The following is a 22,995-nucleotide window of genomic DNA, read 5'->3' on the forward strand; positions in this document are numbered from 1 at the left end:
CGAAAGCTGCCCTACCGCCGGGGCAAGCATCGCTCGGTTGCGGGAGGGCGGGACAGCCGCCATTTCCTCCAAGACGGGCACCGATGAGGTCATTCGTGCCGCCATATCTCCTCCGCTGTGGAGGAGCAGGACCCACGCATGTACAAGTACGACGAATACGATCAGTCCATCGTCGACGCCCGCGTCGAGGAGTTTCGCGATCAGGTGCAGCGTCGCCTGTCGGGGCAGATGACGGAGGACCAGTTCAAGCCGCTGCGGCTGATGAATGGTCTGTATCTCCAGCTTCATGCGTATATGCTGCGCGTGGCGGTGCCGTATGGAACGCTCGACGGCCGGCAGATGCGGATGCTGGCGCATGTCGCGCGCAAATACGACCGCGGCTATGGGCATTTCACGACCCGGCAGAACATCCAGTATAACTGGATCACGCTGAGCGATGCGCCGGACATTCTCGCCGAGCTGGCGACGGTCGAAATGCACGCGATCCAGACGAGCGGCAATTGCATCCGCAATATCTCGTCCGACCAGTTCGCAGGGGCGGCCGCTGATGAAGTCACCGACCCGCGTCCATGGGCCGAGTTGATCCGGCAATGGTCGACCTTCCATCCCGAATTCACCTATCTGCCGCGCAAGTTCAAGATCGCGGTGATCGCCGCCGACGAGGACCGCGCGGCGATGCGGCTGCACGATATCGGCATCCAGTTGCTGGAACGGGACGGCGTACTGGGCGCGAAGATCTTCGTCGGCGGCGGCATGGGCCGCACGCCGATGATCGCGCACGAGATCAGGGACTTCGTCACCGCCGACGACCTAATGAGCTATCTGGAGGCGTGCCTGCGCGTCTACAATCGCTACGGCCGGCGCGACAATATCTACAAGGCTCGGATCAAGATCCTGCTGCACGAGATCGGCCCCGACGAATATCGCCGGCAGGTCGAGGAGGAGTTCGCGCTGGTCAAGACGCTGGGCCTCGACCCCCCGGCGGCGGAGCTGGCGCGGATCACCGCGATGTTCGCGCCGCCCGCGTTCGATCCGGCGGCATCGGCGGCGGTCGACCGCTCCGACCCCGATTTTGCCGTGTGGCTTGACCAGAATGTCCGGGCGCACAAGCAGGCGGGATATGCGATCGTCACGATCAGCCTGAAGCCGACCGGCGGCATCCCCGGCGACGCATCGGCGGACCAGATCGACGTGATGGCCGATCTGGCGGAGCGGTACAGCTTCGACGAACTGCGCGTCACGCATGCGCAGAACATAGTCCTGCCGCATGTCGCCGCGCGCGACCTGTATGCGGTTTGGCAGGCGCTGACCGACGCGGGTCTGGCGGAGGCGAACCTCGACCTGATCGGCGACATCATCGCCTGCCCCGGCCTCGATTACTGCGCGCTGGCCAATGCCCGCTCGATCCCGCTGGCGCAAAAGATCGCCAGCCGGTTCGCGGATGCGGGGCGGCAGCGCGATCTGGGCGAGCTGAAGCTGAAGATCAGCGGCTGCATCAACGCCTGCGGCCACCACCATGCCGGGCACATCGGCATCCTCGGCGTCGATCGGAAAGGCACCGAGAACTACCAGCTACTGCTCGGTGGATCGGGGGCGGAGGATGTGTCGCTCGGCAAGATCACCGGCCCCGGCTTTTCCGAGGACGGGGTGGTCGATGCGATCGAGCGCGTCACCGACCGGTATCTGGCGGAACGGGCGCCGGGGGAACGCTTCCTCGACACCTATCGCCGGGTCGGGATGGAGCCGTTCAAGGAGGCGATCTATGGTTGATCCCACCGATCTGCGCTTTCGCGACGATGCCCCGCATGACGGGCCGGCGGTGACGCTGGACGCGTTTTTGGCGGGCCAGACCAACGCCACCGCCGTGCGGCTGGAGGCGGGCGACGACGCGCGCGCGCTGCTGCCGCATCTGGAGCAGCTGGCGCTGGTCGAGATCAGCTTTCCGACGTTCCGCGACGGCCGCGGCTATTCGGCGGCGCGTATTTTGCGCGAGGCAGGCTATTCCGGTGAATTGCGTGCGGCGGGCGACGTGCTGGTCGACCAGTTGCCGCTGATGCGCCGCTGCGGCTTCGACAGCTTCGCGCCGGAAGCGGAGATCGATGCGGACGCGCTGGCGCGGGCGCTCGACCGGTATGATTTCCGCTATCAGCGTGCGGCGGATGCGGCGGTGCCGGTGTGGAAGCTGCGTCATGGGTGAGGCGGCACGGGTCTTTGATATGATCGATGCGCGGCCGGCGTTCACCGCGGTGGATGCGGCGGCGATGCAGGCGCGGTTCGACGGGGTCGAAGCGTCGGAAATGCTGCGCCAGTTGCTGACCGGCGAACTCGCCGGGCGGGTCGCGTCGGTGTCGTCGTTCGGCGCGGAATCGGCGGTGCTGCTGCATATGGTCGCAAGCATCGATGTCGACGTGCCGGTGATCTTCACCAACACGCAGAAGATGTTCGGCGAGACGCTCGCGTACCGGGACGAGCTGTCCGAGCGGCTGGGGCTGACCGACCTGCGCGTATTCCGGCCCGATCCGCGGCTGCTGGCGGCGAAGGACAAGACGGGGCTGCGCTGGTCTTACGATCCCGATGGGTGTTGCGACCTGCGCAAGGTGGAGCCGCTGCGCCGTGCGCTGTTGCCGTTCGACGCGTGGATCTCGGGGCGCAAGGGTTTCCAGTCCGGCACCCGCATCGCACTGCCACGGTTCGAGGAGGATGAAGGGCGGTTGAAGATCAATCCCCTCGCCGACTGGCCGAAGGAGCGGCTGGAGGCGTATTTCGCGGAACACGACCTGCGACGCCATCCCCTGGAGTCGCAGGGGTATCTATCGATCGGCTGCGCGCCCTGCACCAGCAGGGTCGCACCCGGCGAAAACCCCCGCGCCGGTCGCTGGCGCGGATGGGACAAGGTGGAATGCGGCATCCACGTCTCGACGCTGCCGGGCGACGAACCCGCTTTCTAGGGCGAGCAGCACGCAAAAAAAGGCCGGGTCACCGCGATGGCGGCGCCCGGCCAGTCTCCCCCTGGAGATCGGGCGATCGGGTCTGCGGCCCCGACTCCGCAGACCCGTGCCCAGTGTCGGCTGTCAGAAACGATAGCCGATGCTGAACTGTACGATCGGATAGATCTTGTAATCGTCGACATCGTCCTGAACGTCGCGACGCTCCTCTTCGAGGCTGGCGCGGAATGCGGCGTTGTTGGACAGCGACCCCGTCGCCGTGAACTCGCGGATCTTGACCGATCCCTGGAACAGCACGCCCGCATCGAACCCGAACATGAAGCCGCGACGATTGCCGCCGCTCCAGCCGAGCGTCAGAGCTGGCGCGAACTCTTTCACCTCGGCGCGGCCGCGCAGCGTGCCGATCTGCGTCGGTGTGTAGGTGGTGTCGCCCACCTCCACATTGGTCGTCGGCGTCGCGATCACCCGCGCGCGGTTCTTGTTGATCCGCGCGCCGGCCGAGATGCGGAAATGCTCGCCCATCGGATACACGTCCGCCATCAGGCCATAGCTTTCCAGCTTCAGCTTACCGTCATAGGTGATCTCGTCCGGATCGATGTCGCCGCTGATACCGAGGAACGTCGCGCTGGCGCGGACGCCGACATGATCGGAAAAGCGCGCGCCGATCTCCGGCCCCACCCCGAGCGTGCCACCGGTCACTGCCGCGCTGAACCGGATGCCCCCGTCCGATCCCGCATCCTGCGCGACCGCAGGCGTTGCCGCAGTCAGCGCCGTCAGTACAAACAAGGCCTTGATCGTCATAGAAACTCCCCCGTAGGACCGAAGACAGGTCCATCCCCGCCGCGCTTTTGCGACGCGGCCGCGCAGTGCGCATGTCCCATTTGGGATAAGATGCTTTCCAAATCCTGTATTTCGATGCAGTTTCGAACATACCGTCGTGGGGACGCCGGACCGGGGGAACGGCATGACGCAGGACGCACAGGCGCTGGTCGAACATTTCCGACAGGCAGCGATGGGGATGACGAGCTGGGCGTGCTCTCTGGAGACGCTGGCGCGCGCCACGGGCGGCGCGGCGGCGCAGATCGCCGCTATCGATCCGCAGCGGGGCCTGTTCGTCAATCTGCTGTCGGACTTCGGCCGCTATGTCGAGGAGGATTACCTGCGCGCGGGCGGTCCCGATCCGGCGCATAATCCGCGCACGCGCGCGGCGATCCGGGGGCCGGCGTTCCGATGCCAGACGGACCGGGATTTCAGCACCGATGCGATGCGCGCCCGCCTGCCGATCTACACCGGCCTGTTCGCGGAGTACGACATCCCCCATTCCTGCATCGTGCCGCTGGGCCACGCCGCCGACGGCGCACAGATGGCGATGGCGCTGCTGAGGCCGGCACGCAGCGGCGAGGCGGACATGGACGAACGCCGCCTGCTGGAGACGATCGCCCCCGCCATCGCCGCGACGATGGGTGCCAGCCTGACGCTGGGTACGGCGCTCGACGCGTCGCTGGTGCGAACGGCGGAGCATCTGTCCGGCCCGGCGATCCTGCTGGGGTTCGATCGCAAGATCGCATCCCTGTCACCGGCGGCGGAGGCGATCCTGCAATCGGCCACGCACCTGACGATCCGCCACGGTCGCGTCGTCGCGGCGGCCAGCGGCTCCGACCCGGCGCTGGAGGACGCGTTCCGCGCGGTGACATCGCCCGGGCGGCCGATGACCGGCAGGGTGTCCGTGGCGCTGCGCCCGGTGCGCGGCCGTCAGCCGGCGATCGTCGACCTCGTCCCGCTGGCGATCCGGATCGAGGGACCGCTATCGGCGGCGCGCGCGGTCCTGACGATCCGGACGCCGCAGCGCAGCGGCGATCCGATCATGCTGTTGCGCGCCGCCTATGGCCTGACCCCTGCCGAGGCGGCGGTCGCGCTGATGCTGGCGGACGGTCACGACATCGCGACGGTCGCACGGCATCGCGGGGCAGCGGCGGGAACGGTGCGCAATCAGGTCAAGGCGCTGTTCGAGAAGACCGGCACGAACCGGCAGACGGAACTGGTGCTGGCGATCCGGCCGTTTTGCTGAGGGAGGTGTTAAACCGGGGCCCTGCTTCTTGGCGTCCCTTCCGCTTGCGGGAGGGCTGGGGGAAGGTTTCTCAACGGACCGTACGCTTTTGGCGAAGCCCTCCCCAAGGCAAGGGGAGCTAGCAGCAGCGAGCAGCAGCCTTACCCCCCGGCTTTCCCCAGCCGCCTCCGATTCGCACCCACCTTGCCCCGGTAATGCTTCAGCACCTTCTGCGTGCCTGCGAGCGGGGTCGAGCCGAGGCCGCCGGTCGCCATCGCGAATTGCAGTTCCAGCGCCGCCTGCATCTTTTCCTGCATCATCAGGCGCGTCTCGCGCTGGTCGGCGTCGCCTCCCGATGCGATCTTGGCGACGCGCATGCCGATCACCGCCGACGCCTCCATTCCCAGCGCCCAGGCGTCGAAGCCGGCTTTCGCCCAACCCGCATACGGCCATGTGTACATGAAGGCACTCCCGATCCGCGGCGGACTGTCCGTCACGCCGCGGTCGTTAGCACGTCCGGCGGACGCCGTCGCTGCCTGCGCTCAATAGCCGGCGTAGTCGGAGAAGCGGGTGATCGTCGGATCGAATTTCATCACGACCTTGCCCGTCGCGCCGTGGCGCTGCTTGGCAACGATCAGTTCGGCCAGACCATAGACGCGTTCCATGTCGGTCGCCCACTTCTGGTGATCCTCGAACACGCGGCTGTCGTCACCCTCGGTCGGGCGCTTCGGCTCCTTCGCGGCGACGTAATAGTCCTCGCGGAACACGAACCAGACCATGTCGGCGTCCTGCTCGATCGATCCCGATTCACGCAGATCCGACAGCATCGGCCGCTTGTCCTCGCGACTTTCGACCGCGCGGCTGAGCTGCGACAACGCGAGCACCGGTACGTTCATGTCCTTGGCCAGCGTCTTCAGCCCGCGCGAGATTTCGGAGATTTCCTGCACGCGGTTCTCCGACCCCTTGCCGCCCGCGGTCAGCAGCTGGAGGTAGTCGACGACGACCAGCCCAATCTCGTTATTGTGCCGCCGCTGCAATCTACGAACGCGGGTATGCAGCGCCGAGATGCTGAGACCGCCGGTATCGTCGATGAACAGCGGCAGATTTTCCAGTTCCGCCGCCGCCGCCGCGAGTTGCGCGAACTCGGCGCGGCTGATCTTGCCCATGCGCAGGTTTTCCGAACTGATCCGCGCCTGTTCCGCGAGGATACGCGTCGCGAGCTGGTCGGCGCTCATTTCCAGCGAGAAGAACGCGACCTTCGCGCCGACCGAGTCGGCCGGGGCGATCCCGTCCGCCATGTCGCGCATCCAGCGGCGGGCGGCGTTGAAGGCGATGTTGGTCGCCAGCGACGTCTTGCCCATGCCGGGTCGGCCGGCGAGGATCATCAGATCGGAATGGTGCATGCCGCCAATCTTGGCGTTGATCGAGTCGAGGCCCGTCGTCACGCCCGACAGGTTGCCGCCGCTGTTCAGTGCACGCTCCGCCATCTTGACGGCCATCGTCGTCGCCTGTGCGAAGGTCTTCGTGGCGTTCTCCGCGCCGCCGTCGCCCGCGACCTTGTAGAGTTCCTCTTCAGCCGCCTCGATCTGGGCGCGCGGATTCACCTCCTCGCTGGTGTCCATCGCGCGGTCGACAAGTGTGCGGCCGACCGTGACCAGCGCGCGCAGCATGGCGAGGTCGTAGATCTGCGTCGCGAACTGGCGTGCGCCGATCAGGCCTGCGCCCGATCCGGTCAGCCCGGCGAGATAGGACGGCCCGCCAAGTTCCTTCATCGCCTCGTCCGCCTCGAACATCGGGCGCAGCGTCACCGGCGTCGCGAGCATGTCGTTGGCGCGCAGCGTCTTGATCGCGGCGAAGATGCGGCCGTGCAGCGGCTCGAAGAAATGCACCGGCTCCAGCCGGTCGACCAGATCGTCGGCCAGCCGGTTGTCGATCATCATCGCGCCGAGCATCGCCGCCTCCGCTTCGACGTTGCGGGGAAGCTGCTGCTCCACGACGGGGGTAGCGGGAGTCGGAAATGCGAGTGTGGCCATGCGCCGTCCTGTAGCGCCGTGGCCGCCCCCGCGCCATTGCCGGGGCAAGCGGTTCACCGTAATCGGAGTCATGGCCGACCGCCGCATCATCGACGTCACCCTGGACGAACGCACGATCCTGTGGCGGTCGGCCGATGTCGAGCAGGAACGGCGGATCGCGATCTTCGACCTGCTGGAGGGCAACAGCTTCGCGCCGCAGCGCGCCGCGCCGGACGGCTATGAAGGCCCCTATCGTCTCGCCATCTCGGTCGAGGAAGGGCGACTGGTGCTGGCGATCAAGCGCGAGGACGATACGCCGCTGGAAACGCTCATCCTGTCGATGGCGCGTTTCCGCCGGCCGATCCGCGACTATTTCGCGATCTGCGACAGCTATTATCAGGCGATCCGCGCCTCCACCCCGCAACAGATCGAGACCGTCGACATGGCCCGCCGGGGCGTCCACAACGAAGCCGCCGAACTGCTGATGGAACGGCTCGACGGCAAGATCGCGGTGGATTTCGACACCGCGCGCCGCCTGTTCACGCTGATCTGCGTCCTGCACATTCGTGGCTAAGGTCTGGCACGTTCTGGTCGGCGGGCTGGCGACCGCGGGCGCGCTGGGGATCGGCGGCTGGCATTATGTCACGCATTGGGCACCGTCGGTTGGACGCTATCCGTTGCAGGGCATCGATCTGGACGAGGATGCGGCGGTTCCGGAATGGCCGACCGTCCGCGCGCACGGGGCGGATTTCGCCTATCTGGTCGCGACCAGCGGCAAGGATCGCCGCGCGCCAAACTTCGAGGCGAACTGGCAGGCGCTGCCCGACGCCGGGATGCGGCGCGGGGCGGTGCATCTGTATTCGCTGTGCCAGCCGGCGAAGGATCAGGCGAACGCGTTCAACACGGTCGTGCCCCGTACCGGCGATGCGCTACCCGCCGCCGTAGACCTGTCGTTCCGCGACGATTGCGCGGCGCGGCCGGACCGTCCCGCGCTGCTCGCCGAACTGCGCCGGTTCCTGACCATTGTGGAGGCGCATACGGGCAAGCCCGCCCTGCTGCGCATCGCGAAGCCGGTCGAGCGGCGCTATACGGTCACCGCCGCGCTGGCCCGGCCGGTATGGCTGACCGGCTATTTCCTCGTCCCCGGCTATGCCGCGCATCCGTGGCAGATGTGGCGCGCGACCGATATCCGCCGCGTCGACGGCATTGAGGGACCCGTGAACTGGGACGTAGTGGCACCATGAATGACGAAGCCCCCCGCCTGATCGCCGCCGCGCGGGAGGCCGCGCGGCACGCCCACGCCCCCTATTCACGGTTCGCGGTCGGCGCGGCGCTGCTGATGACCGATGGCAGCATCGTCACGGGCGCGAATATGGAGAATGCGAGCTATGGCCTGTCGCTCTGCGCCGAGACGGTCGCCGTCGCCACCGCCAGCGCGGCGGGCCGATTGCGCGATGTGGTCGCGGTGGGGGTGATCGGCGGCGCGATGGATGCGGACGGACGCGCGACCGGCGTGCAGCCGGTCAGCCCCTGTGGCCGCTGCCGTCAGGTGCTGAACGAGGCGGCGCAGATGGGCGGCCGCGACCTGCCGGTCCATTGCGGCGCAGCCGAGGGCGATGCGATCCGCAGCTACCGGCTGTCGGAACTGCTCCCCGATGCGTTCGGCCCGCTCGATCTGGGGATCGGTCGAGATCATCCGGGTCCCGATAGCAAGTGACGGGACGTGGTCGGAAGCGCGACTGACTTCCCGCCGTAATCTGAAGCACTTCGCTGGCATCAAGTTCGCGGTGATACAGTCTCTCCGTGTCGCCCGGACCAGTCGACACTATGGTGTTCCCCCAAACATCGTTGCGGACGCGCCCTGCCGGTGTCAGGATGCGCCCCGGGGGACGCATCGCAATGCCGGGGAACAGGGATGGCCGTGGTCTCGCGGCCGATTGAAGTTCGGGTCGGCACCGGCCGCATCCTCATCGGTACGCCCGCGCTGCTGCCGCCGGAACAGCGTCGGCCGTATCATCAGGTCGCGGTTCTGTACCGGCTGTTCGGCAGCGCCGGCGCGGTTCGGCAATTGCAGCAGGTCTGGCGACAGCTTCCACTCAGCGGCAGTCACGCGGCCCACCTCACGCCGATGGAACTGCGCGACACTATCGAGCGGGCGATCATCGCACAGCGGATCGCGCTGGTGTGGCTGCCGCCGCTGTTCACGGGCACGATCCAGATCGATCGGCTGCCGACGTCGAAGACTCCGCCGGCCGGCGCGGGTCAGCGTACCCAGCCGCGGCAGCGGATCGACGACCTGCCGGCGATCGAAAAGGTCGCGCTGGCGGTCCAGCGATCGCTGGACCATGTCCGTGGCGACACCCGCCGGAAGCTGGTCGAACTTCGGCAGGCGATCGAGCGACTGGACGAACGCGACGTCGCGCTGATCGTCGGCGGCTTCGCGCTGCTGGCGGTGCCGGTGGTGGGCGAGGCGTTAGGCGCGGCGATCCTGGCGTGGACCTGCTGGGAGTTCGGCTACGAGGGTATCGCCTTCGCCTATGGTCTGGGCGCGGCGAGCCGAGCGGCGGCGGAGGCGCGCACGGAAGCCGACATTGATATCGCCGCCCGCCGCTACGCCGAAGCATTCGAGCATCTGGGCAAGGCGTTCATCGCGTGGTTGCTGATCCGCCTGCAGGTTGGTGGTCTTCGTCGCGCGGCGGCGGACACGGCGGCGGTGGACACGACGGCGGCGCGGACCGCAGCGACCGCTAGAACAGGGGAAGAGGCATCCGCGCCGCTCCACAAGCCGCTGGCCAAACCTGCGAAGCGGCAGACAGGGACCACAGTCTTGGGTCACAACCCCGATTACCAGGCGCTCGCGAACAAGGGTGGAGACCGGTATTTCGACATCCCGACGCAACAGTGGGACCGCATTACCAAGGGCATGACCAAGGATCAGATCTTCGACCGGTTCAACAAGCCGTTCATTGATCGCACCATCGCGCGTGGTGACGCCATCATCCTGTCCAACTCGGTTACCAAGGTCAAACCGGACAGCTATCTGGCGCGGGAACTCGATTACCTCTTCTCGAAGGGTTACAAACCCGCGAAGGACGGGCTCAGCCTCATCAAACCGGGACGACCATGATGTCCACCATAACGACGCTCGCGGCGGATACCGGTGAACTGGCCACCGCCTGGCGCCTGCGCGATCCCGCGATCGCCGATACCGGATTTCGCGATAACGGCACGGCGATACTCGAAAATGACGTGGTCCGGTTCCGCCTCGTCTCCGAACAAGGGTCCGCTTCTATCGATATCGCCAGCCGGCAGGAGCCGGATAACTGGTTCGACCTGTCCCTCATCTTCAATCTTCGCAACGGCAAACCGCTCGATAGCCTGAACGCGGTGCCGGACCTGATCGCCTTCGCGATCGCCGACCACGACCGGCTGCTGAACGAGATGACGGTCAACTTCGCGGAAGCCAGAAAGCGACTGGAGCGCGCGGAGCAGGCACGTTTTACGCTGATGTTCCCCGATCTTGCCTGAACCGCACACGCCATCCGGTCGCCGTTCAGGACCGCAGCAGGTCCCGCGTCAGTTCTCGTCACCCATGCGCAGTGCCGCGATGAAGGCTTCCTGCGGGATGCTGACCGAGCCATACTCGCGCATCTTCGCCTTGCCCTTCTTCTGCTTTTCCAGCAGCTTCTTCTTGCGGGTGGCGTCGCCGCCATAGCATTTCGCGGTCACGTCCTTGCGCATCGCGCTGATCGTCTCGCGCGCGATTACCTTGCCGCCGATCGCCGCTTGGATCGGAATCTTGAATAAATGGCGCGGGATTAGCTCCTTCAGCCGCTCGACCATGCCGCGGCCCCGGACTTCGGCGGTGCCGCGGTGGACGATCATGCTCAGCGCGTCGACCGGCTCCTCGTTGACGAGGATCGACATCTTGACCAGATCGCCCTCACGATAGCCGATCTGGTGGTAGTCGAAGCTGGCATAGCCCTTCGACAGCGATTTCAGCCGGTCGTAGAAGTCGAACACCACTTCGTTGAGCGGCAATTCGTACGTCGCCTGCGCCCGCCCGCCGACATAGGTCAGGTTCTTCTGGATGCCGCGCCGGTCCTGACACAGCTTCAGGATAGACCCGAGATATTCGTCGGGGACGTAGATCGTCGCCTCGATCCACGGCTCGCTGATCGTCTTGATCTTGTTGACGTCAGGCATGTCGGCGGGATTGTGCAGGTCGATCTGCGTGATCCCGGCCGGATCGGGATGCGTGAACTCGATCTGGTACACCACCGACGGCGCGGTGGTGATGAGGTCGAGGTCGTATTCGCGCGTCAGCCGCTCCTGGATGATCTCCAGATGCAGCAGCCCCAGGAACCCGCAGCGGAACCCGAAGCCCAGCGCCGCCGACGTCTCCATCTCGAACGAGAAGCTGGCATCGTTCAGCCGCAGCTTGCTGATGCTTTCGCGCAGCTTCTCGAAGTCGTTGGCATCGACCGGGAACAGGCCGCAGAACACCACCGGCTGAACTTCCTTGAAGCCTTCCAGCGCCTCCGCGGCGGGCCGCTTCGCATCGGTCAGCGTGTCGCCGACGCGGGCCTGCGCCACGTCCTTGATCTGCGCGGTGATGAAGCCGATCTCGCCCGGTCCCAGATCGGCCAGCTGCTCGATCTTGGGCCGGAAACAGCCCACGCGGTCGACGAGGTGCATCGTGCCGGCCTGCATGAACTTGATCTGCTGGCCCTTTTTCAGGACACCGTCGATCACGCGGACGAGGATGACGACGCCCAGATACGGGTCGTACCAGCTGTCGACCAGCATCGCCTTCAGCGGCGAATCGGCATCCCCCTTGGGCGGCGGGATGCGCTTGACGATGGCCTCGAGGATTTCGGCGATGCCGATCCCCGATTTGGCCGATGCCAGCACCGCCTCCGACGCGTCGATGCCGATCACGTCCTCGATCTCTTTCCGGACCATCTCGGGCTCGGCGGCGGGCAGGTCGATCTTGTTGATGACGGGCACGATCTCGTGGTCGTGCTCGATCGACTGATAGACGTTGGCCAACGTCTGCGCCTCGACGCCCTGCGCCGCGTCGACGACCAGCAGCGCACCCTCGCACGCCGCCAGCGACCGCGACACCTCATAGGCGAAGTCGACATGGCCCGGCGTGTCCATCAGGTTCAGGACGTACGTCTCGCCGTCCGACGCGGTATAGGCCAGGCGCACCGTCTGCGCCTTGATCGTGATCCCCCGCTCCTTCTCGATGTCCATGTTGTCGAGCACCTGCTCGGACATCTCGCGCTCGGTCAGGCCGCCGGTCTGCTGGATCAGGCGATCCGCCAGCGTCGACTTGCCGTGGTCGATATGCGCGATGATGCTGAAATTACGGATGCGGTCGAGCGGGGTTGCCACGGATGTCCTGACGATGTGCGGGTTTCGTCGGCCATAGCATCCGCTCGGCCCAAGGCAAACGCGGGTTCCGCGCCGGCTTCACCTTCGCTAAAGGCCGGAGTCGTTACGGGGCAAGTAACAAAGGGGATTATCGATGAAGACGTTCGCAGTAACGGCCGGCATGGTCGCGGCCGTGGCAATGTTTCCGGCGCTGGCCGATGCACAAGCCCGCGCGTCCAAGGGACAGCAGATGCAGACGCAGGCCGTCAACGACGTGCCGCGTTGCGCCCGCAAGCTGGGCACCGTGTCGATCGCGGACGGCGACGATCCCTCCGCTTGGACGCAGAACAGCCTCGCACCTCCGCAGAAGCTGCTGCGCGTTCTCGTCCAGCGTTCGGGCTGCTTCAACATCGTCGATCGGGGCACCGGACTGAACGCCGCCAGCCGCGAACGCGCGATCGGCGACGGGCTCGGCCTGCAACGCGCCTCCAACGTCGGTCAGGGCCAGATCAAGGCGGCCGACTACGTCCTCGTCGCGGAGATTGCGGGCGCGAACAGCAACGTCAGCGGCAGCGGTGTCGCCGGCGGTATCGGCGGACTGGTCGGCGGCCGCGTCGGTGGGCTGCTCGGCGGGCTGAAGAGCAAGAAGATGGAGGCGAACACCCAGCTGTCGCTGACCAACGTCCGCACGACGGAGACGATCGCGGTCGAGGACGGCTATGCCGCCAAGAACAATCTGGCGTTCGGTGCGGGCGGCTTTCTGGCCGTGGGCGGCGCAGTCGGCGGCGGCTACGACAATACCGATATCGGCCGCATCGTGACGCTGTCGTTCATCCAGGCCTATACGAAGATGGTCAACACGCTCGGCCTCGTCACGCCGGGCGACGCCGGCACCGCGCAGGCCGCCCCCGCGAAGACCTTCACCGCGCAGGGTCCGGTCGCGATGCGCGCATCCGGCATGGCGTCGGCGAAGATCATCCGCACGCTGCCGGTCGGCTCGATCGTCTACCCCACCGGACAGAAGGCCGGCCTGTGGTGGGAGGTCGCCGACGATAACGACAATGTCGGCTGGGTCCTGAACACCAAGCTGTCCCCCAGCAACTGACCATCCGCCCAGGTGACGTTCGGCGGTCGCGCACCAAATCGTGCGCGACCGCTTGCCAGCTTATGAAGTGCTGGCTATAGGCGCGCCTCCAAGCACCGGTAGGCCCCCGAAAAGGCCGATGACCCGGGACTCCGTCGGGGAGTAGCTCAGCCTGGTAGAGCACTGTCTTCGGGAGGCAGGGGCCGGAGGTTCGAATCCTCTCTTCCCGACCATTTATCGTATCACAGCCGGCAGTCGCCCGCCGGACGGCCGCACGCGGCATGTCGCCGGCGTCAGCCTCCCCAGCCGCCGCGCGTGCTGGCGCGTCCGCCGAACCCGCCGCGCGACACCACCGAGCTGCGCGTCTGGATGCGCGACGTGGTCACCGGCGCCGAGATCGCCCGCGATCCGACCTGATAGCGATAGCCGCGCCCGCCATAACCGCCATTGTACAGCCATGCACCCGAGCCGGTGTAGTAGCGGTCGTCGCGCCGGTCGCGATACAGTCCGCCATAGCGGTAGCCGCCGCCATTGGCGAGCTGACCGATCAGGAAGCCGGTCAGCAATGGCGTGAAGAAACTCTGCCCGCCATCGGTGCGGGCGGAACAGGAACCGCTGCCGAACTGGTCTTCGCACAAGCCACGCTCGGCAAAACGGGGGGCGGTGCGGGTGTCGTCGTTATTGGCGGTGCGCTGCGCTTCCTCGCACTGTTGCTGCGTATAGTCGCGCGTGGCGACACATTCGGCGACAGAGGCGAAGGCCGCGACTTCGGTCGGGGCACCGAATTGCTGCCGCGACAATTCCTCCGGGCTGGGATCGCAGCCGGACAGCATGGCCGCCACTCCGACGGCGCTGAGACCGGCGGCGGCGGACCGCATCCGGCGGCGAGGAAGGCTGTCCATCGTCTCTGCCCTTAATATGTCATGCTGGCGGCGTTGAGCAGCCCGACGCCGATCGATGTCGCCGCCAGATAGATGCCGCTCGCGATATTCCCCGCTTCGATCCGTTCGGCCATGTCGCGCACCACGAACCGCCGCACGACCAGCGACGCCAGCACCTGAACCACGCCGGCCAGCACTGCCCAGGCGGTGAACTCGACAGGATCGGCCGTCTCGCTCAACGCCGACGCGAGGGGCAGCGCGAAGCCGATGATGGCGCCGCCCAGCGCGACCGCCGCGGCGACGTTGCCCGCCGCGATCAGCTTCGCCTCGTCATATGGCGTCGAGATCTGGTACAGGCGCTTGAACACCGCCAGCAACAGGCAGGCCAGCCCGAAGGCGAGGACGAAATGTCCCGCGGCGTACAGGAACACGTTCGCGAAATAGTCCATGCTTCCCCCTCAGGCAGTGAACTCGGCCAGCCCGAGCGGCAGGCCGACCATGATCTCGTGCGTGTAGTCGCCGCCCTCCGGCGCCATGGCCAGCGCCAGCAGCAACTCCAGCCCCGCCGGCCGCAGATCGCGGGCATAGAGCATGCAGGTCTGCCGGATATGGCTGACCGGGTCGGCGTCGCGTTCGTAATAGACCGCCTCCCACAATTGAACGGGCGGCTGGTCCCGCTCGTCACCCTCGTACCAGAAGCGGCGGAACGGCGGCAGGCCGCCCTGATCCCATGTCGGTCGTGACATCCGGCGCAGGAACGCCTCCTTGTCGTCGCGGTCGGCGGGATAGCTGCTCGACCAAGGCCGGAACAGCGTGAAATCGTCCGCGTCGGAGCCGTTCGCCTGCTGGCTCACCGCTTGCAGCATTAGTTCGTCGTCGGTGTAGAAGCGGTGGACATGGCTGCCGTCGTCGAGCTTGACCACGCCCTGCGCCGTGATTTCCAGCGTATCGCGATCGAGCTGGAATCCGCTGTTCTCCAGCATCCGCCACGCCAGCGCGTCCAGCCGCACGGTGCGACCGATCGTGATGTTGCGCACCTCCGCCAGTCGCGACCGGGCGGGGCGATCGTCGATTCCGAACAACGACTTCCAGATCATGACGATAGCGGCTCGAGCAACATCGACCGGGAGCGGACGGGCGTCATCGACCCGACGGGATGCACCGCCGGAACCGCCATCCGTGCTGCGCCCCGTCCGGGCATTCGACCGTCGCCACCGTATCCGCTCATGTTGCAAGTGCTGCGTGGTCGTGCATGGTGTGTCAAGCGACCACGACGGATAGGACGATAGCGTTGGCTGAGGCATGGACGATCGACGGGCTGGCGGACGCTCTGCGCGGCCTCGCCGACGAATTCGGCGTGGACGCGGTGACGGGCGACGAGCCCGTACTGCGCATCACGATGCGAGAGCATGGCGACCTTGCCGTCTTCCTCACCGCCGCGGGCGACCAGATCGTCGTGTCGACCCTGCTCTGGCCGGTGGACGAACAACAGGATGCCGACGCATTCAATCGTTTCATCCTGAAGGCGCAGAAGCTGGTGCCGCTGTCCAATTTCGCGATTACCGAGGTGGACGGTCGCGATTATTACGAGCTGGTCGGCGAACTCGCCACCGCGTCTTCCATCGAGATCATCGCGCTGGAGTTGCGCGTGCTCGCCGACAACGCCATCTCCGCTGCCGGTGACCTGCGCACCGCGTTTGAAGCCTGAAGGATCCCGTTCGCATGTCCATCTGGAATCAGCTCGTCACCCTTATCCGCGGGACCGCGCACGAGGCCGGGCAGGCCGCGGTCGACAAGCGGGCGCTGGTCATCCTCGACCAGCAGATCCGCGACGCGCACACCGCGCAGGGCAAGGCGCGCGACGATCTCGCGACGCTGACGGCCAAACGCCGGCTGATCGAGAAGGAACTCGACGGACTGACTGCGCAACGCGACAAATACGAGGCATCGGCGCGGGCGGCTATGGGGCGGGGGGATATGGATCTTGCCCGTGAAGTTGCCGAGCGGCTGGCCGCGATCGAGGCGGAGGGCGCGACCAAGGGGCCGCAGATCGCCGAGATGCGCAGCGCCGAGGACCGGATCCGGAGCATCATCAAGCAGTCGGACGGCAAGATCCAGGCGCTGAGCCGGGAGGTCGAGGTCGTCCGCGCCAACGAAAGCGTCCAGAAGGCGCAGGCGAGCGTCGCCGCGAGCTATGGCGGGACGATCTCGTCGATGGGGTCGGCGGCGGACAGCCTGAAGCGGATCAAGGAGCAGCAGGCGATCCGCGACGAGAAGTTCCGCGCGTCCGCGGAGCTGGAGGACATGCGGACCGGCGCCGATCTGGACAACAGGCTGCGCGATGCCGGCCTGCTGGAGGGATCGAGCAGCGCGGACGACATCCTCGCCCGCCTCGCCGGCCCCAGGGACGGCGGCGACGCGACGCGGTTGCCGCGCGACACCGAAACCCGCGCCCTCCCCCGCGAATAGGCGCGGGGAACATGGAGCGTATCGCCGCGGCCGAGCGGTCCGACTGGCTCGCGACCGCGGAGCGGATGGGCTTCACGTTCCACCATCTGGACGACGCACGCTATTGGGACGAGCGCGCCTATTACCGCTTCTCCCTCGACGAGGTGGAGGAGCGGATCGAGGGGCCGAGCGGCGAACTGCACGCGATGTGCCTGGACCTCGTCGCGGAGGCGACGGTCAGCGACGCGTTGATGCAGCGGCTGGCGATCCCGGACGGGCAGCGCGACGTCATCGCCCGCAGCTGGGCCGCGCGCGCGCCGACCCTCTATGGGCGGTTCGACTTCAGCTATGACGGTACGGGTCCGGCCAAACTGCTGGAATACAATGCCGACACCCCCACCAGCATCTTCGAGACGGCGCTGTTCCAGTGGCAATGGCTGGAGGACATGATCGCATCCGGCGCGCTGCCCGCCGGGACCGACCAGTATAACCGCCTGCACGAGGCGCTGGTCGGGCGGATGGGCCAGATACTGACGCCCGGCAGCCTGCTCCACTTCGCCAGCGACGCCGATCACCCGGAGGATCGGCAGACCGTCCGCTATCTGGAGGATGTCGCCCGACAGGCGGGGCTCGATCCGCACTTCGTCGCGGTCGACCGGATCGGCGTCGACGAAGACGGTCGCTTCGTCGACGAGGACGGCACGATCATCGCCGCGATCTTCAAGCTGTATCCGTGGGAAGACATGCTGCGCGAACCCTATGCCGCGCATCTGGCGACCGCCCGGGCGATGTTCCTGGAGCCGGCGTGGAAGGCGGTGCTGTCGAACAAGGCGATGCTGCCGCTGTTGTGGGAGCGGCATCGCGGCCATCCGAACCTGTTGCCCGCCGCATTCGCCGACGACACGGACGCGGCGGCGGCGATCGGGCCGCGTTACGTCCGCAAACCGTTCTTCTCGCGGGAGGGATGGGATATCGAACTGGTCGACGGGACGGCGGTCGAGCGTGGCCCCGAGGGCGGTTACGGGGCAGAAGGCGCGATCATCCAGGCGCTGGCCCCGCTACCCGTTTTCGACGGCGTGCGTCCGGTGATCGGGTCGTGGATCGTCGGCGACGAGCCGGTCGCGATGTCGATCCGGGAGGACGACGCGGCGATCACCCGCGATCTTGCCCGGTTCGTCCCCCACGCGATCGTCTGACCGCGCGCCCCGGCGCGTCTCTATGGCGGGCCGGGGGTAAGAAGCAATGGCGTTCCGTTCAGGCGAAGGCGGTATTCGCGGCGACCACGCGCCGACGCCGCAACGCACCGCCGGCGATGCCGACACCGACGATCATCATCGCCCAGCTGGCCGGCTCCGGCACCGCCGCGACGTTGAAATTCCCCGAATAGGTCGATGCGGTCCCGAACGAACGACCACCGATCGTCAGCGTGTAGGTGCCCGCCGCAATCCGGGTCGCGCGGGTCAGCCCCCAGACCTCCGTCAGGCGCACCGGTTCCCCGAGCAGGCGGGTGAAGGACAGGGGCATGGTCAGCGACCCGCCCGACAGCACGGCCGAGGTGAAGTCGATATCGCCGTTCGCGTTGTTGCGGCTCGCCGAATTGCTGAAGTCCGCCGAGAGATCGCCCGCGCGGCCGACGACGAAGGTGAAGACGTTGCTGAAGCTGGCGCTCGTCAGGCCGCCATTGTTGCCGAATGTCCCGGTCGAGGCGAGCGTCGAGAACTTGTTGAAGGGCGTGCCGATGTTCGGAAGGGCTTTGGCCGGAGCCGGTGCAGGCCGCGCGACGGCAACTGCGGCTATCGACACCATCGCGGCGACAGCCATGCCGATGATCTTGCCGTACTTCGTCATGCCACGCACCCCTTTAACAGAGCATGGAGAGTAGGACAGTCCCCGCGACCGATGTCGCAACCTCTCGATCTCGATACAGGTGCTTACGGAGCCGTTGAAATCGTCACAATAGTGGTAACCATCAATCCCGATGCGAACTATACTTAATGACCGATAATTTATATTTGCGTCATTCCGCGTTCACGATCGGGACGGCCCGATCCGGCGTCAGACTGCGGGTCGCGCCTGCAGCGCCGTCAGCAAGGCCGTGATCCCTTCGGCTTCGCGATCGATGTGACGGCGCAACTGGTTGATCGTCAGGCGCACGGCCGGCTTGTAGTTCGACCACGCGGCCCGAATGTCGTCCACCCGCCACGCCTGAAGATGCGCACGGAACGCCTCCCCTGCCGCGATGCACTCCACCTTCATCTCGCGCGCCAGACTCGCCAGTCCGGGATCGGCGTTGGTCATCGCCGGATTGAAGATGCGTTCGTGCTTGAAGACCTGATAGTCACCCAGCACCGCCGCCATCTCGGCCCGCAACGCGCTGGACTGCGCCGCCACGGCATCGGCCCCCGCCTCCACGCAGGCCGCGCCGCGGACGAGCACGTCGCGCGCACGACGTTGATGATCGTTCAGGTCGGAGAGGGAAATCGCGTGGTCCATGTCGCACCCTAGCCCGAAGATGTTGCAGGCCGGTTTACACCTGCGGCGAATCGCATCCAGCCAGGCCGATCGTAATTGACTCTTTACGGGTCGGCTTTTAGTGAGAGGCATTCTCATTAGCGACTGCGCGTCGCTCCGGAGCAGGCATGTACGATCTGATCGACCGTCCCGTCGCCGACCTTCCCGCGTTCGAGGCACGCATTCTGAACGCGACGCGGCGCTGGGTCCATGCCCTGACGCTGGCGGGACATGCGCCGGCCGGCCCCGACGGAGAGCCGTTCGACGACCTGATGCGCGCGCTGGACCGGGGATCGTCCGACACGATGGTGTTCCAGCGCCCCTGTCATGCCACCGTCGAGGAGACGGAGGCGGTCGTGCTTGGCCTGTGGCGACTGGCGCGCGCGGACCGTATCGGCGCGGCCCGCACCGCCGCCGCCGCGTTGATCGCGCCCGATGCCGCGCGCGCGTTCGTCGCGGGGATGATGCGCGCATTGCCGGGCTTCACCGCGCGCTGAGAGACTGTGGTGCTTTGACGTCCCCCAATTGGTCGCCCTCGATTGACCGCCCTCGATTGACTCCCCTCGATTGACTGGGCCCGGACGCGGGGGCAGGTCGGCGGCATGACCGTGCGTGCGCTGTTCCCCACCCTGCTCTATCGGGCAGAACTCGACGATCCGGCGCTGATCGCCGATCTCGATCATTCGGTCCGTGCCCTCGCCGCCGATGACGGTGCGGGGCGGCGCTGGTCGAAGGAGCACGGATATCGCGGCTATACCAGCTACGCGTCGCTCAACGACCTGCCCCGGCGCGATCCGGCGTTCGCCGACCTGAAGCGTATCCTCGACCGTCACGTCGCGGCCTTCGCGGAGGCGTGCGCGTTCGATCTCCGCGGCAAGCGGCTGAAACTCGACAGCCTGTGGGTCAATCTGATGAAGCCGGGCGGCCACCATTCCGCGCATCTCCACCCGCACAGCGTCGTGTCCGGCACCGCCTACGTCGCGCTGCCCCCCGGAGCCGGCGGCCTGAAGCTGGAGGACCCGCGCCTGCCGATGCTGATGGCCGCGCCGCCGCGCCGCGCCGATGCGCCGGAAGGATCGCGCACGTTCGAGACGATCCAGCCCGATGCCGGCACGATCCTGTTATGGGAAAGCTGGCTGCGCCACGAGGTCGTGCCGAACGGCGCGAAGGGCGAGCGGATCAGCATCAGCTTCAACTATCGCTGAACCGACTTTCGCCGCCCGTGCGTTGGCAGTGAAAGGGAGTTGCGGATGGGACACTGGTCCTGGATGTTGAGCCGGATCGTCCGGCAGATCTGGTTTCGGGCCGCGATCATCAGCGCGCTCAGCATCGCGCTGGCGGTGGCGGCGGCGCTGGTGGGGCCGTATCTGCCCTACCGGTTCGGCGGAGAGCTGGGGCAGGATTCGGTCGGCACGATCCTGCAGATCATGGCGTCGAGCATGCTGGCGGTCACGACCTTCTCGCTCACCGCGATGGTCAGCGCCTATTCGTCGGCCACGCAACTGGCGACGCCGCGCGCCACGCAATTGATGATTAGCGATCCGACGTCGCAAAACGCGCTGTCGACGTTTCTGGGCGCGTTCGTGTTTTCCGTCGTCGGCATCATCGGCCTGCAGACGAGCGCCTATGGCGAGGACGGGCGGATCATCCTATTCGCGGGCACGGTTCTGGTCGTCGCCGTGGTCGTCGTGACGCTGCTGCGCTGGATCGCCCACATCACCGCGTTCGGCCGGATGGCGGACGTGATCGACCGGGTCGAGGATGCGGCCGCAAAGTCGATGGTGGAGTTCGCCGCCGCGCCGTTCATGGGTGGCAAGCCGCCGATGCCGATCCCCGGTGCATCGACAGCGCTGTGCAGCGACGCGGTGGGCTATGTCGCGCATGTCGATATCGCCGCACTGGCGCGGGTGGCGAACGCGGCGGACCTGAGCGTGCATGTCGTCGCCCTGCCCGGCACGCTGGTCCATCCGGGCCGTGCGCTGCTCCGCGTCGAGGGCGCCGTGGACGAGGAGGCGCGCGCGGCGATGATCCGGGCGTTCAGCGTGGAACGCCATCGCAGCTTCGATCAGGACCCGCGACTGGGCCTGATCGCACTGTCGGAGATCGGCAGCCGCGCGCTGTCACCCGCCGTCAACGATCCCGGCACCGCGATCGAGGTGCTGAACGCGCTACACCGGGTGCTGGCCAACCTGCCGGCCGAGCGACCCTCGCCCGCGGTGCTAGCGGAGCGCGCCTCCGTACACGTGCCCAGTCACGACCTGCCGACGATGCTGGTCGATGCGTTCCGCCCGCTGATCCGCGACGGCGGCGCTTCGGTGGAGGTGATGATCCGCCTGACCAAGACGCTCGCCGCGCTGCACGACCGGCTGCCGATGTCGCGGGTGGCGATCCGCCGTCTGGCCGACGATGCCGCCCGGCGGGTCGGGCGCACGATCGAGGACGACGACGATCGCGCCGCTTTCCGCGCGGCGCATGACGGCGTCTGGTCCTGACCACCGCGCACGCCTGACGACCGCGGGCTGGTCATATCCCGGCCGCTGGCGTAACGGCGCACGCTGATCCTCACACATCCCAGGAACGACGCATGGGTTTCCGCTGCGGCATCGTGGGCCTGCCCAATGTGGGCAAGTCCACCCTTTTCAACGCACTGACCGAGACGGCAGCGGCGCAGGCGGCGAATTACCCGTTCTGCACGATCGAGCCGAACGTCGGCAACGTCGCCGTGCCCGACGATCGCCTGCAAAAGCTGGCGGCGATCGCCGGTTCCGCCAGGATCATCGAGACGCAGCTCGCCTTCGTCGACATCGCGGGGCTGGTCCGCGGCGCGTCCAAGGGCGAGGGCCTGGGCAACCAGTTCCTCGGCAACATCCGCGAAGTCGACGCGATCGTCCATGTGCTGCGCTGTTTCGAGGATGGCGACGTCACGCATGTCGAGGGCAAGGTCGACCCGATCGCCGATGCCGAGACGGTCGAGACGGAGCTGATGCTCGCCGATCTGGAAAGCCTGGAGAAGCGCGTCCCCAATCTGGCGAAAAAGGGCCAGCAGGGCGACAAGGAGGCGAAGCTGGGGGCGGTCGTGCTGGGCCGCGCGCTCGACCTGCTGCGCGAGGGCAAGCCGGCGCGGCTGACCGACATCAAGGACGCCGAGGAGCAGCGCGTCTTCGCATCCGCGCAGTTGCTGACCGCCAAGCCCGTCCTCTACGTCTGCAACGTCGACGAAGCCAACGCGGCCGAGGGCAATGCGTTCAGCGCGCGCGTGTTCGACAAGGCGAAGGCGGAGGGAGCCGAGGCGGTCGTCGTCTCCGCCGCGATCGAGGCGGAGATCGCGACGATGCCCGCGGAGGATCGCGGCGAGTTCCTGTCGGAACTCGGCCTGTCCGAAACCGGCCTCGCCCGGGTGATCCGGGCCGGCTACACGCTGCTGCACCTGCTGACGTTCTTCACGGTCGGCCCGAAGGAGGCGCGCGCGTGGACCGTCGATGTCGGGGCGAAGGCTCCGCAGGCGGCGGGCGCGATCCACTCCGACTTCGAACGCGGCTTCATCCGCGCCGAGACGATCGCGTTCGACGATTACGTGGCGCTGGGCGGCGAAACCGGCGCACGCGACGCCGGCAAGCTGCGCGCGGAGGGCAAGGAGTATGTCGTGCAGGACGGCGACGTGATGCTGTTCCGCTTCAACGTCTAGGCC

26 protein-coding genes and 1 tRNA gene are annotated in these 22,995 nt (G+C 66.9%); 18 read left to right on the forward strand and 9 right to left on the reverse strand.

What is annotated here, in order from left to right; genetic code table 11:
• Positions 1-138 precede the first annotated feature (138 nt).
• From ASG07_RS11225 to ASG07_RS11235, 3 genes are read left to right on the forward strand one after another with little or no spacing between them, the layout of a single operon-like run.
• Entirely contained in the window at positions 139-1,770 is a 1,632-nt protein-coding gene (locus ASG07_RS11225) for a nitrite/sulfite reductase (RefSeq protein WP_055846232.1), read from the forward strand.
• Positions 1,763-2,197, forward strand: a complete 435-nt coding sequence (locus tag ASG07_RS11230; RefSeq protein WP_055846235.1) for a DUF934 domain-containing protein — start codon at positions 1,763-1,765, stop codon at positions 2,195-2,197. Before ASG07_RS11225 ends, ASG07_RS11230 begins: the two co-directional genes overlap by 8 nt.
• Entirely contained in the window at positions 2,190-2,948 is a 759-nt protein-coding gene (locus ASG07_RS11235; RefSeq protein WP_055846239.1) for a phosphoadenylyl-sulfate reductase, read from the forward strand. Before ASG07_RS11230 ends, ASG07_RS11235 begins: the two co-directional genes overlap by 8 nt.
• 123 nt (positions 2,949-3,071) lie before the next feature.
• Here the strand turns inward: ASG07_RS11235 and ASG07_RS11240 are convergent, their stop codons facing one another.
• Positions 3,072-3,746: a hypothetical protein gene (locus ASG07_RS11240; RefSeq protein WP_055846242.1), complete on the reverse strand. Its 675-nt coding sequence runs from the start codon at positions 3,744-3,746 to the stop codon at positions 3,072-3,074.
• A 163-nt stretch (positions 3,747-3,909) separates the two neighbouring features.
• Between ASG07_RS11240 and ASG07_RS11245 the strand changes: the two genes are divergently transcribed.
• Positions 3,910-5,013 carry a helix-turn-helix transcriptional regulator gene (locus tag ASG07_RS11245; protein WP_055846247.1) on the forward strand — a complete coding sequence of 368 codons (1,104 nt, stop codon included), beginning with the start codon at positions 3,910-3,912 and terminating at the stop codon, positions 5,011-5,013.
• A gap of 140 nt (positions 5,014-5,153) precedes the next feature.
• On the opposite strand, the gene ASG07_RS11250 is transcribed toward ASG07_RS11245, so the two are convergent.
• Entirely contained in the window at positions 5,154-5,453 is a 300-nt protein-coding gene (locus ASG07_RS11250) for a hypothetical protein (protein WP_201781011.1), read from the reverse strand.
• Positions 5,454-5,534: 81 nt separating this feature from the next.
• Positions 5,535-7,025 carry a replicative DNA helicase gene (locus ASG07_RS11255; protein ID WP_055846251.1) on the reverse strand — a complete coding sequence of 497 codons (1,491 nt, stop codon included), beginning with the start codon at positions 7,023-7,025 and terminating at the stop codon, positions 5,535-5,537.
• Between the two features lie 70 nt (positions 7,026-7,095).
• Here ASG07_RS11255 and ASG07_RS11260 point away from each other — a divergent pair, with 70 nt between their 5' ends.
• The 5 genes from ASG07_RS11260 (at position 7,096) to ASG07_RS11280 (ending at position 10,532) form a co-directional block, all read left to right on the forward strand.
• Complete coding sequence (locus tag ASG07_RS11260) at positions 7,096-7,578, forward strand: UPF0262 family protein (protein WP_055846255.1); 483 nt, start codon at positions 7,096-7,098, stop codon at positions 7,576-7,578.
• A complete protein-coding gene (locus tag ASG07_RS11265) occupies positions 7,571-8,248 on the forward strand; it encodes a GH25 family lysozyme (RefSeq protein ID WP_055846258.1) in 678 nt (225 codons plus the stop codon). Before ASG07_RS11260 ends, ASG07_RS11265 begins: the two co-directional genes overlap by 8 nt.
• The gene (locus ASG07_RS11270; RefSeq protein ID WP_055846262.1) at positions 8,245-8,721 is read left to right on the forward strand and encodes a cytidine deaminase; all 477 of its coding nucleotides are present in this window, start codon (positions 8,245-8,247) and stop codon (positions 8,719-8,721) included. Before ASG07_RS11265 ends, ASG07_RS11270 begins: the two co-directional genes overlap by 4 nt.
• A gap of 198 nt (positions 8,722-8,919) precedes the next feature.
• Complete coding sequence (locus ASG07_RS11275) at positions 8,920-10,131, forward strand: hypothetical protein (protein ID WP_055846271.1); 1,212 nt, start codon at positions 8,920-8,922, stop codon at positions 10,129-10,131.
• Positions 10,128-10,532: a hypothetical protein gene (locus tag ASG07_RS11280; RefSeq protein WP_055846275.1), complete on the forward strand. Its 405-nt coding sequence runs from the start codon at positions 10,128-10,130 to the stop codon at positions 10,530-10,532. The genes ASG07_RS11275 and ASG07_RS11280 overlap by 4 nt, the downstream gene beginning before the upstream one ends.
• A 48-nt stretch (positions 10,533-10,580) precedes the next feature.
• On the opposite strand, the gene lepA is transcribed toward ASG07_RS11280, so the two are convergent.
• Entirely contained in the window at positions 10,581-12,404 is a 1,824-nt protein-coding gene (gene lepA / locus ASG07_RS11285) for a translation elongation factor 4 (RefSeq protein WP_055846278.1), read from the reverse strand.
• A 133-nt stretch (positions 12,405-12,537) separates the two neighbouring features.
• Here lepA and ASG07_RS11290 point away from each other — a divergent pair, with 133 nt between their 5' ends.
• Both ASG07_RS11290 and ASG07_RS11295 read left to right on the forward strand, forming a co-directional pair.
• On the forward strand, positions 12,538-13,488 hold the full coding sequence (locus ASG07_RS11290) for a CsgG/HfaB family protein (protein WP_055846282.1): 951 nt from the start codon (positions 12,538-12,540) through the stop codon (positions 13,486-13,488).
• A 135-nt stretch (positions 13,489-13,623) separates the two neighbouring features.
• A tRNA-Pro gene (locus ASG07_RS11295) sits at positions 13,624-13,700 on the forward strand.
• Positions 13,701-13,760: 60 nt separating this feature from the next.
• Here ASG07_RS11295 and ASG07_RS11300 read toward each other — a convergent pair.
• Genes ASG07_RS11300 through ASG07_RS11310 form a run of 3 tightly spaced genes read right to left on the reverse strand, consistent with a single transcriptional unit; the run spans position 13,761 to position 15,445 of the window.
• Positions 13,761-14,369, reverse strand: a complete 609-nt coding sequence (locus ASG07_RS11300) for a DUF1190 domain-containing protein (RefSeq protein WP_082474753.1) — start codon at positions 14,367-14,369, stop codon at positions 13,761-13,763.
• 11 nt (positions 14,370-14,380) lie between these two features.
• Positions 14,381-14,797: a DUF350 domain-containing protein gene (locus ASG07_RS11305; RefSeq protein WP_055846286.1), complete on the reverse strand. Its 417-nt coding sequence runs from the start codon at positions 14,795-14,797 to the stop codon at positions 14,381-14,383.
• A gap of 9 nt (positions 14,798-14,806) precedes the next feature.
• Positions 14,807-15,445: a DUF2491 family protein gene (locus ASG07_RS11310; protein WP_201781012.1), complete on the reverse strand. Its 639-nt coding sequence runs from the start codon at positions 15,443-15,445 to the stop codon at positions 14,807-14,809.
• A 194-nt stretch (positions 15,446-15,639) separates the two neighbouring features.
• Here ASG07_RS11310 and ASG07_RS11315 point away from each other — a divergent pair, with 194 nt between their 5' ends.
• Genes ASG07_RS11315 through ASG07_RS11325 form a run of 3 tightly spaced genes read left to right on the forward strand, consistent with a single transcriptional unit; the run spans position 15,640 to position 17,992 of the window.
• Positions 15,640-16,056, forward strand: coding sequence for a YjfI family protein (locus tag ASG07_RS11315; RefSeq protein ID WP_201781013.1), 417 nt, complete (start codon positions 15,640-15,642; stop codon positions 16,054-16,056).
• Between the two features lie 14 nt (positions 16,057-16,070).
• Complete coding sequence (locus ASG07_RS11320; protein ID WP_055846292.1) at positions 16,071-16,817, forward strand: PspA/IM30 family protein; 747 nt, start codon at positions 16,071-16,073, stop codon at positions 16,815-16,817.
• Positions 16,818-16,828: 11 nt separating this feature from the next.
• A complete protein-coding gene (locus ASG07_RS11325; RefSeq protein ID WP_055846296.1) occupies positions 16,829-17,992 on the forward strand; it encodes a glutathionylspermidine synthase family protein in 1,164 nt (387 codons plus the stop codon).
• A 58-nt stretch (positions 17,993-18,050) separates the two neighbouring features.
• On the opposite strand, the gene ASG07_RS11330 is transcribed toward ASG07_RS11325, so the two are convergent.
• Complete coding sequence (locus ASG07_RS11330) at positions 18,051-18,644, reverse strand: FxDxF family PEP-CTERM protein (RefSeq protein ID WP_055846298.1); 594 nt, start codon at positions 18,642-18,644, stop codon at positions 18,051-18,053.
• Positions 18,645-18,851: 207 nt separating this feature from the next.
• Positions 18,852-19,289 carry a hypothetical protein gene (locus ASG07_RS11335; protein WP_055846301.1) on the reverse strand — a complete coding sequence of 146 codons (438 nt, stop codon included), beginning with the start codon at positions 19,287-19,289 and terminating at the stop codon, positions 18,852-18,854.
• 146 nt (positions 19,290-19,435) lie between these two features.
• Here ASG07_RS11335 and ASG07_RS11340 point away from each other — a divergent pair, with 146 nt between their 5' ends.
• From ASG07_RS11340 to ychF, 4 genes are all read left to right on the forward strand, one after another.
• Positions 19,436-19,804 carry a hypothetical protein gene (locus ASG07_RS11340; RefSeq protein ID WP_055846306.1) on the forward strand — a complete coding sequence of 123 codons (369 nt, stop codon included), beginning with the start codon at positions 19,436-19,438 and terminating at the stop codon, positions 19,802-19,804.
• 105 nt (positions 19,805-19,909) lie between these two features.
• Positions 19,910-20,512 carry a TIGR02466 family protein gene (locus ASG07_RS11345; protein WP_055846309.1) on the forward strand — a complete coding sequence of 201 codons (603 nt, stop codon included), beginning with the start codon at positions 19,910-19,912 and terminating at the stop codon, positions 20,510-20,512.
• A 45-nt stretch (positions 20,513-20,557) separates the two neighbouring features.
• Complete coding sequence (locus ASG07_RS11350; protein WP_055846312.1) at positions 20,558-21,799, forward strand: DUF2254 domain-containing protein; 1,242 nt, start codon at positions 20,558-20,560, stop codon at positions 21,797-21,799.
• 92 nt (positions 21,800-21,891) lie between these two features.
• Positions 21,892-22,992 (forward strand): redox-regulated ATPase YchF, encoded by a 1,101-nt coding sequence (gene ychF, locus ASG07_RS11355; protein WP_055846314.1) that lies wholly within the window; start codon positions 21,892-21,894, stop codon positions 22,990-22,992.
• Positions 22,993-22,995: the final 3 nt, after the last annotated feature.

The organism is Sphingomonas sp. Leaf343 (genome assembly GCF_001423765.1).
Lineage (GTDB): Bacteria > Pseudomonadota > Alphaproteobacteria > Sphingomonadales > Sphingomonadaceae > Sphingomonas.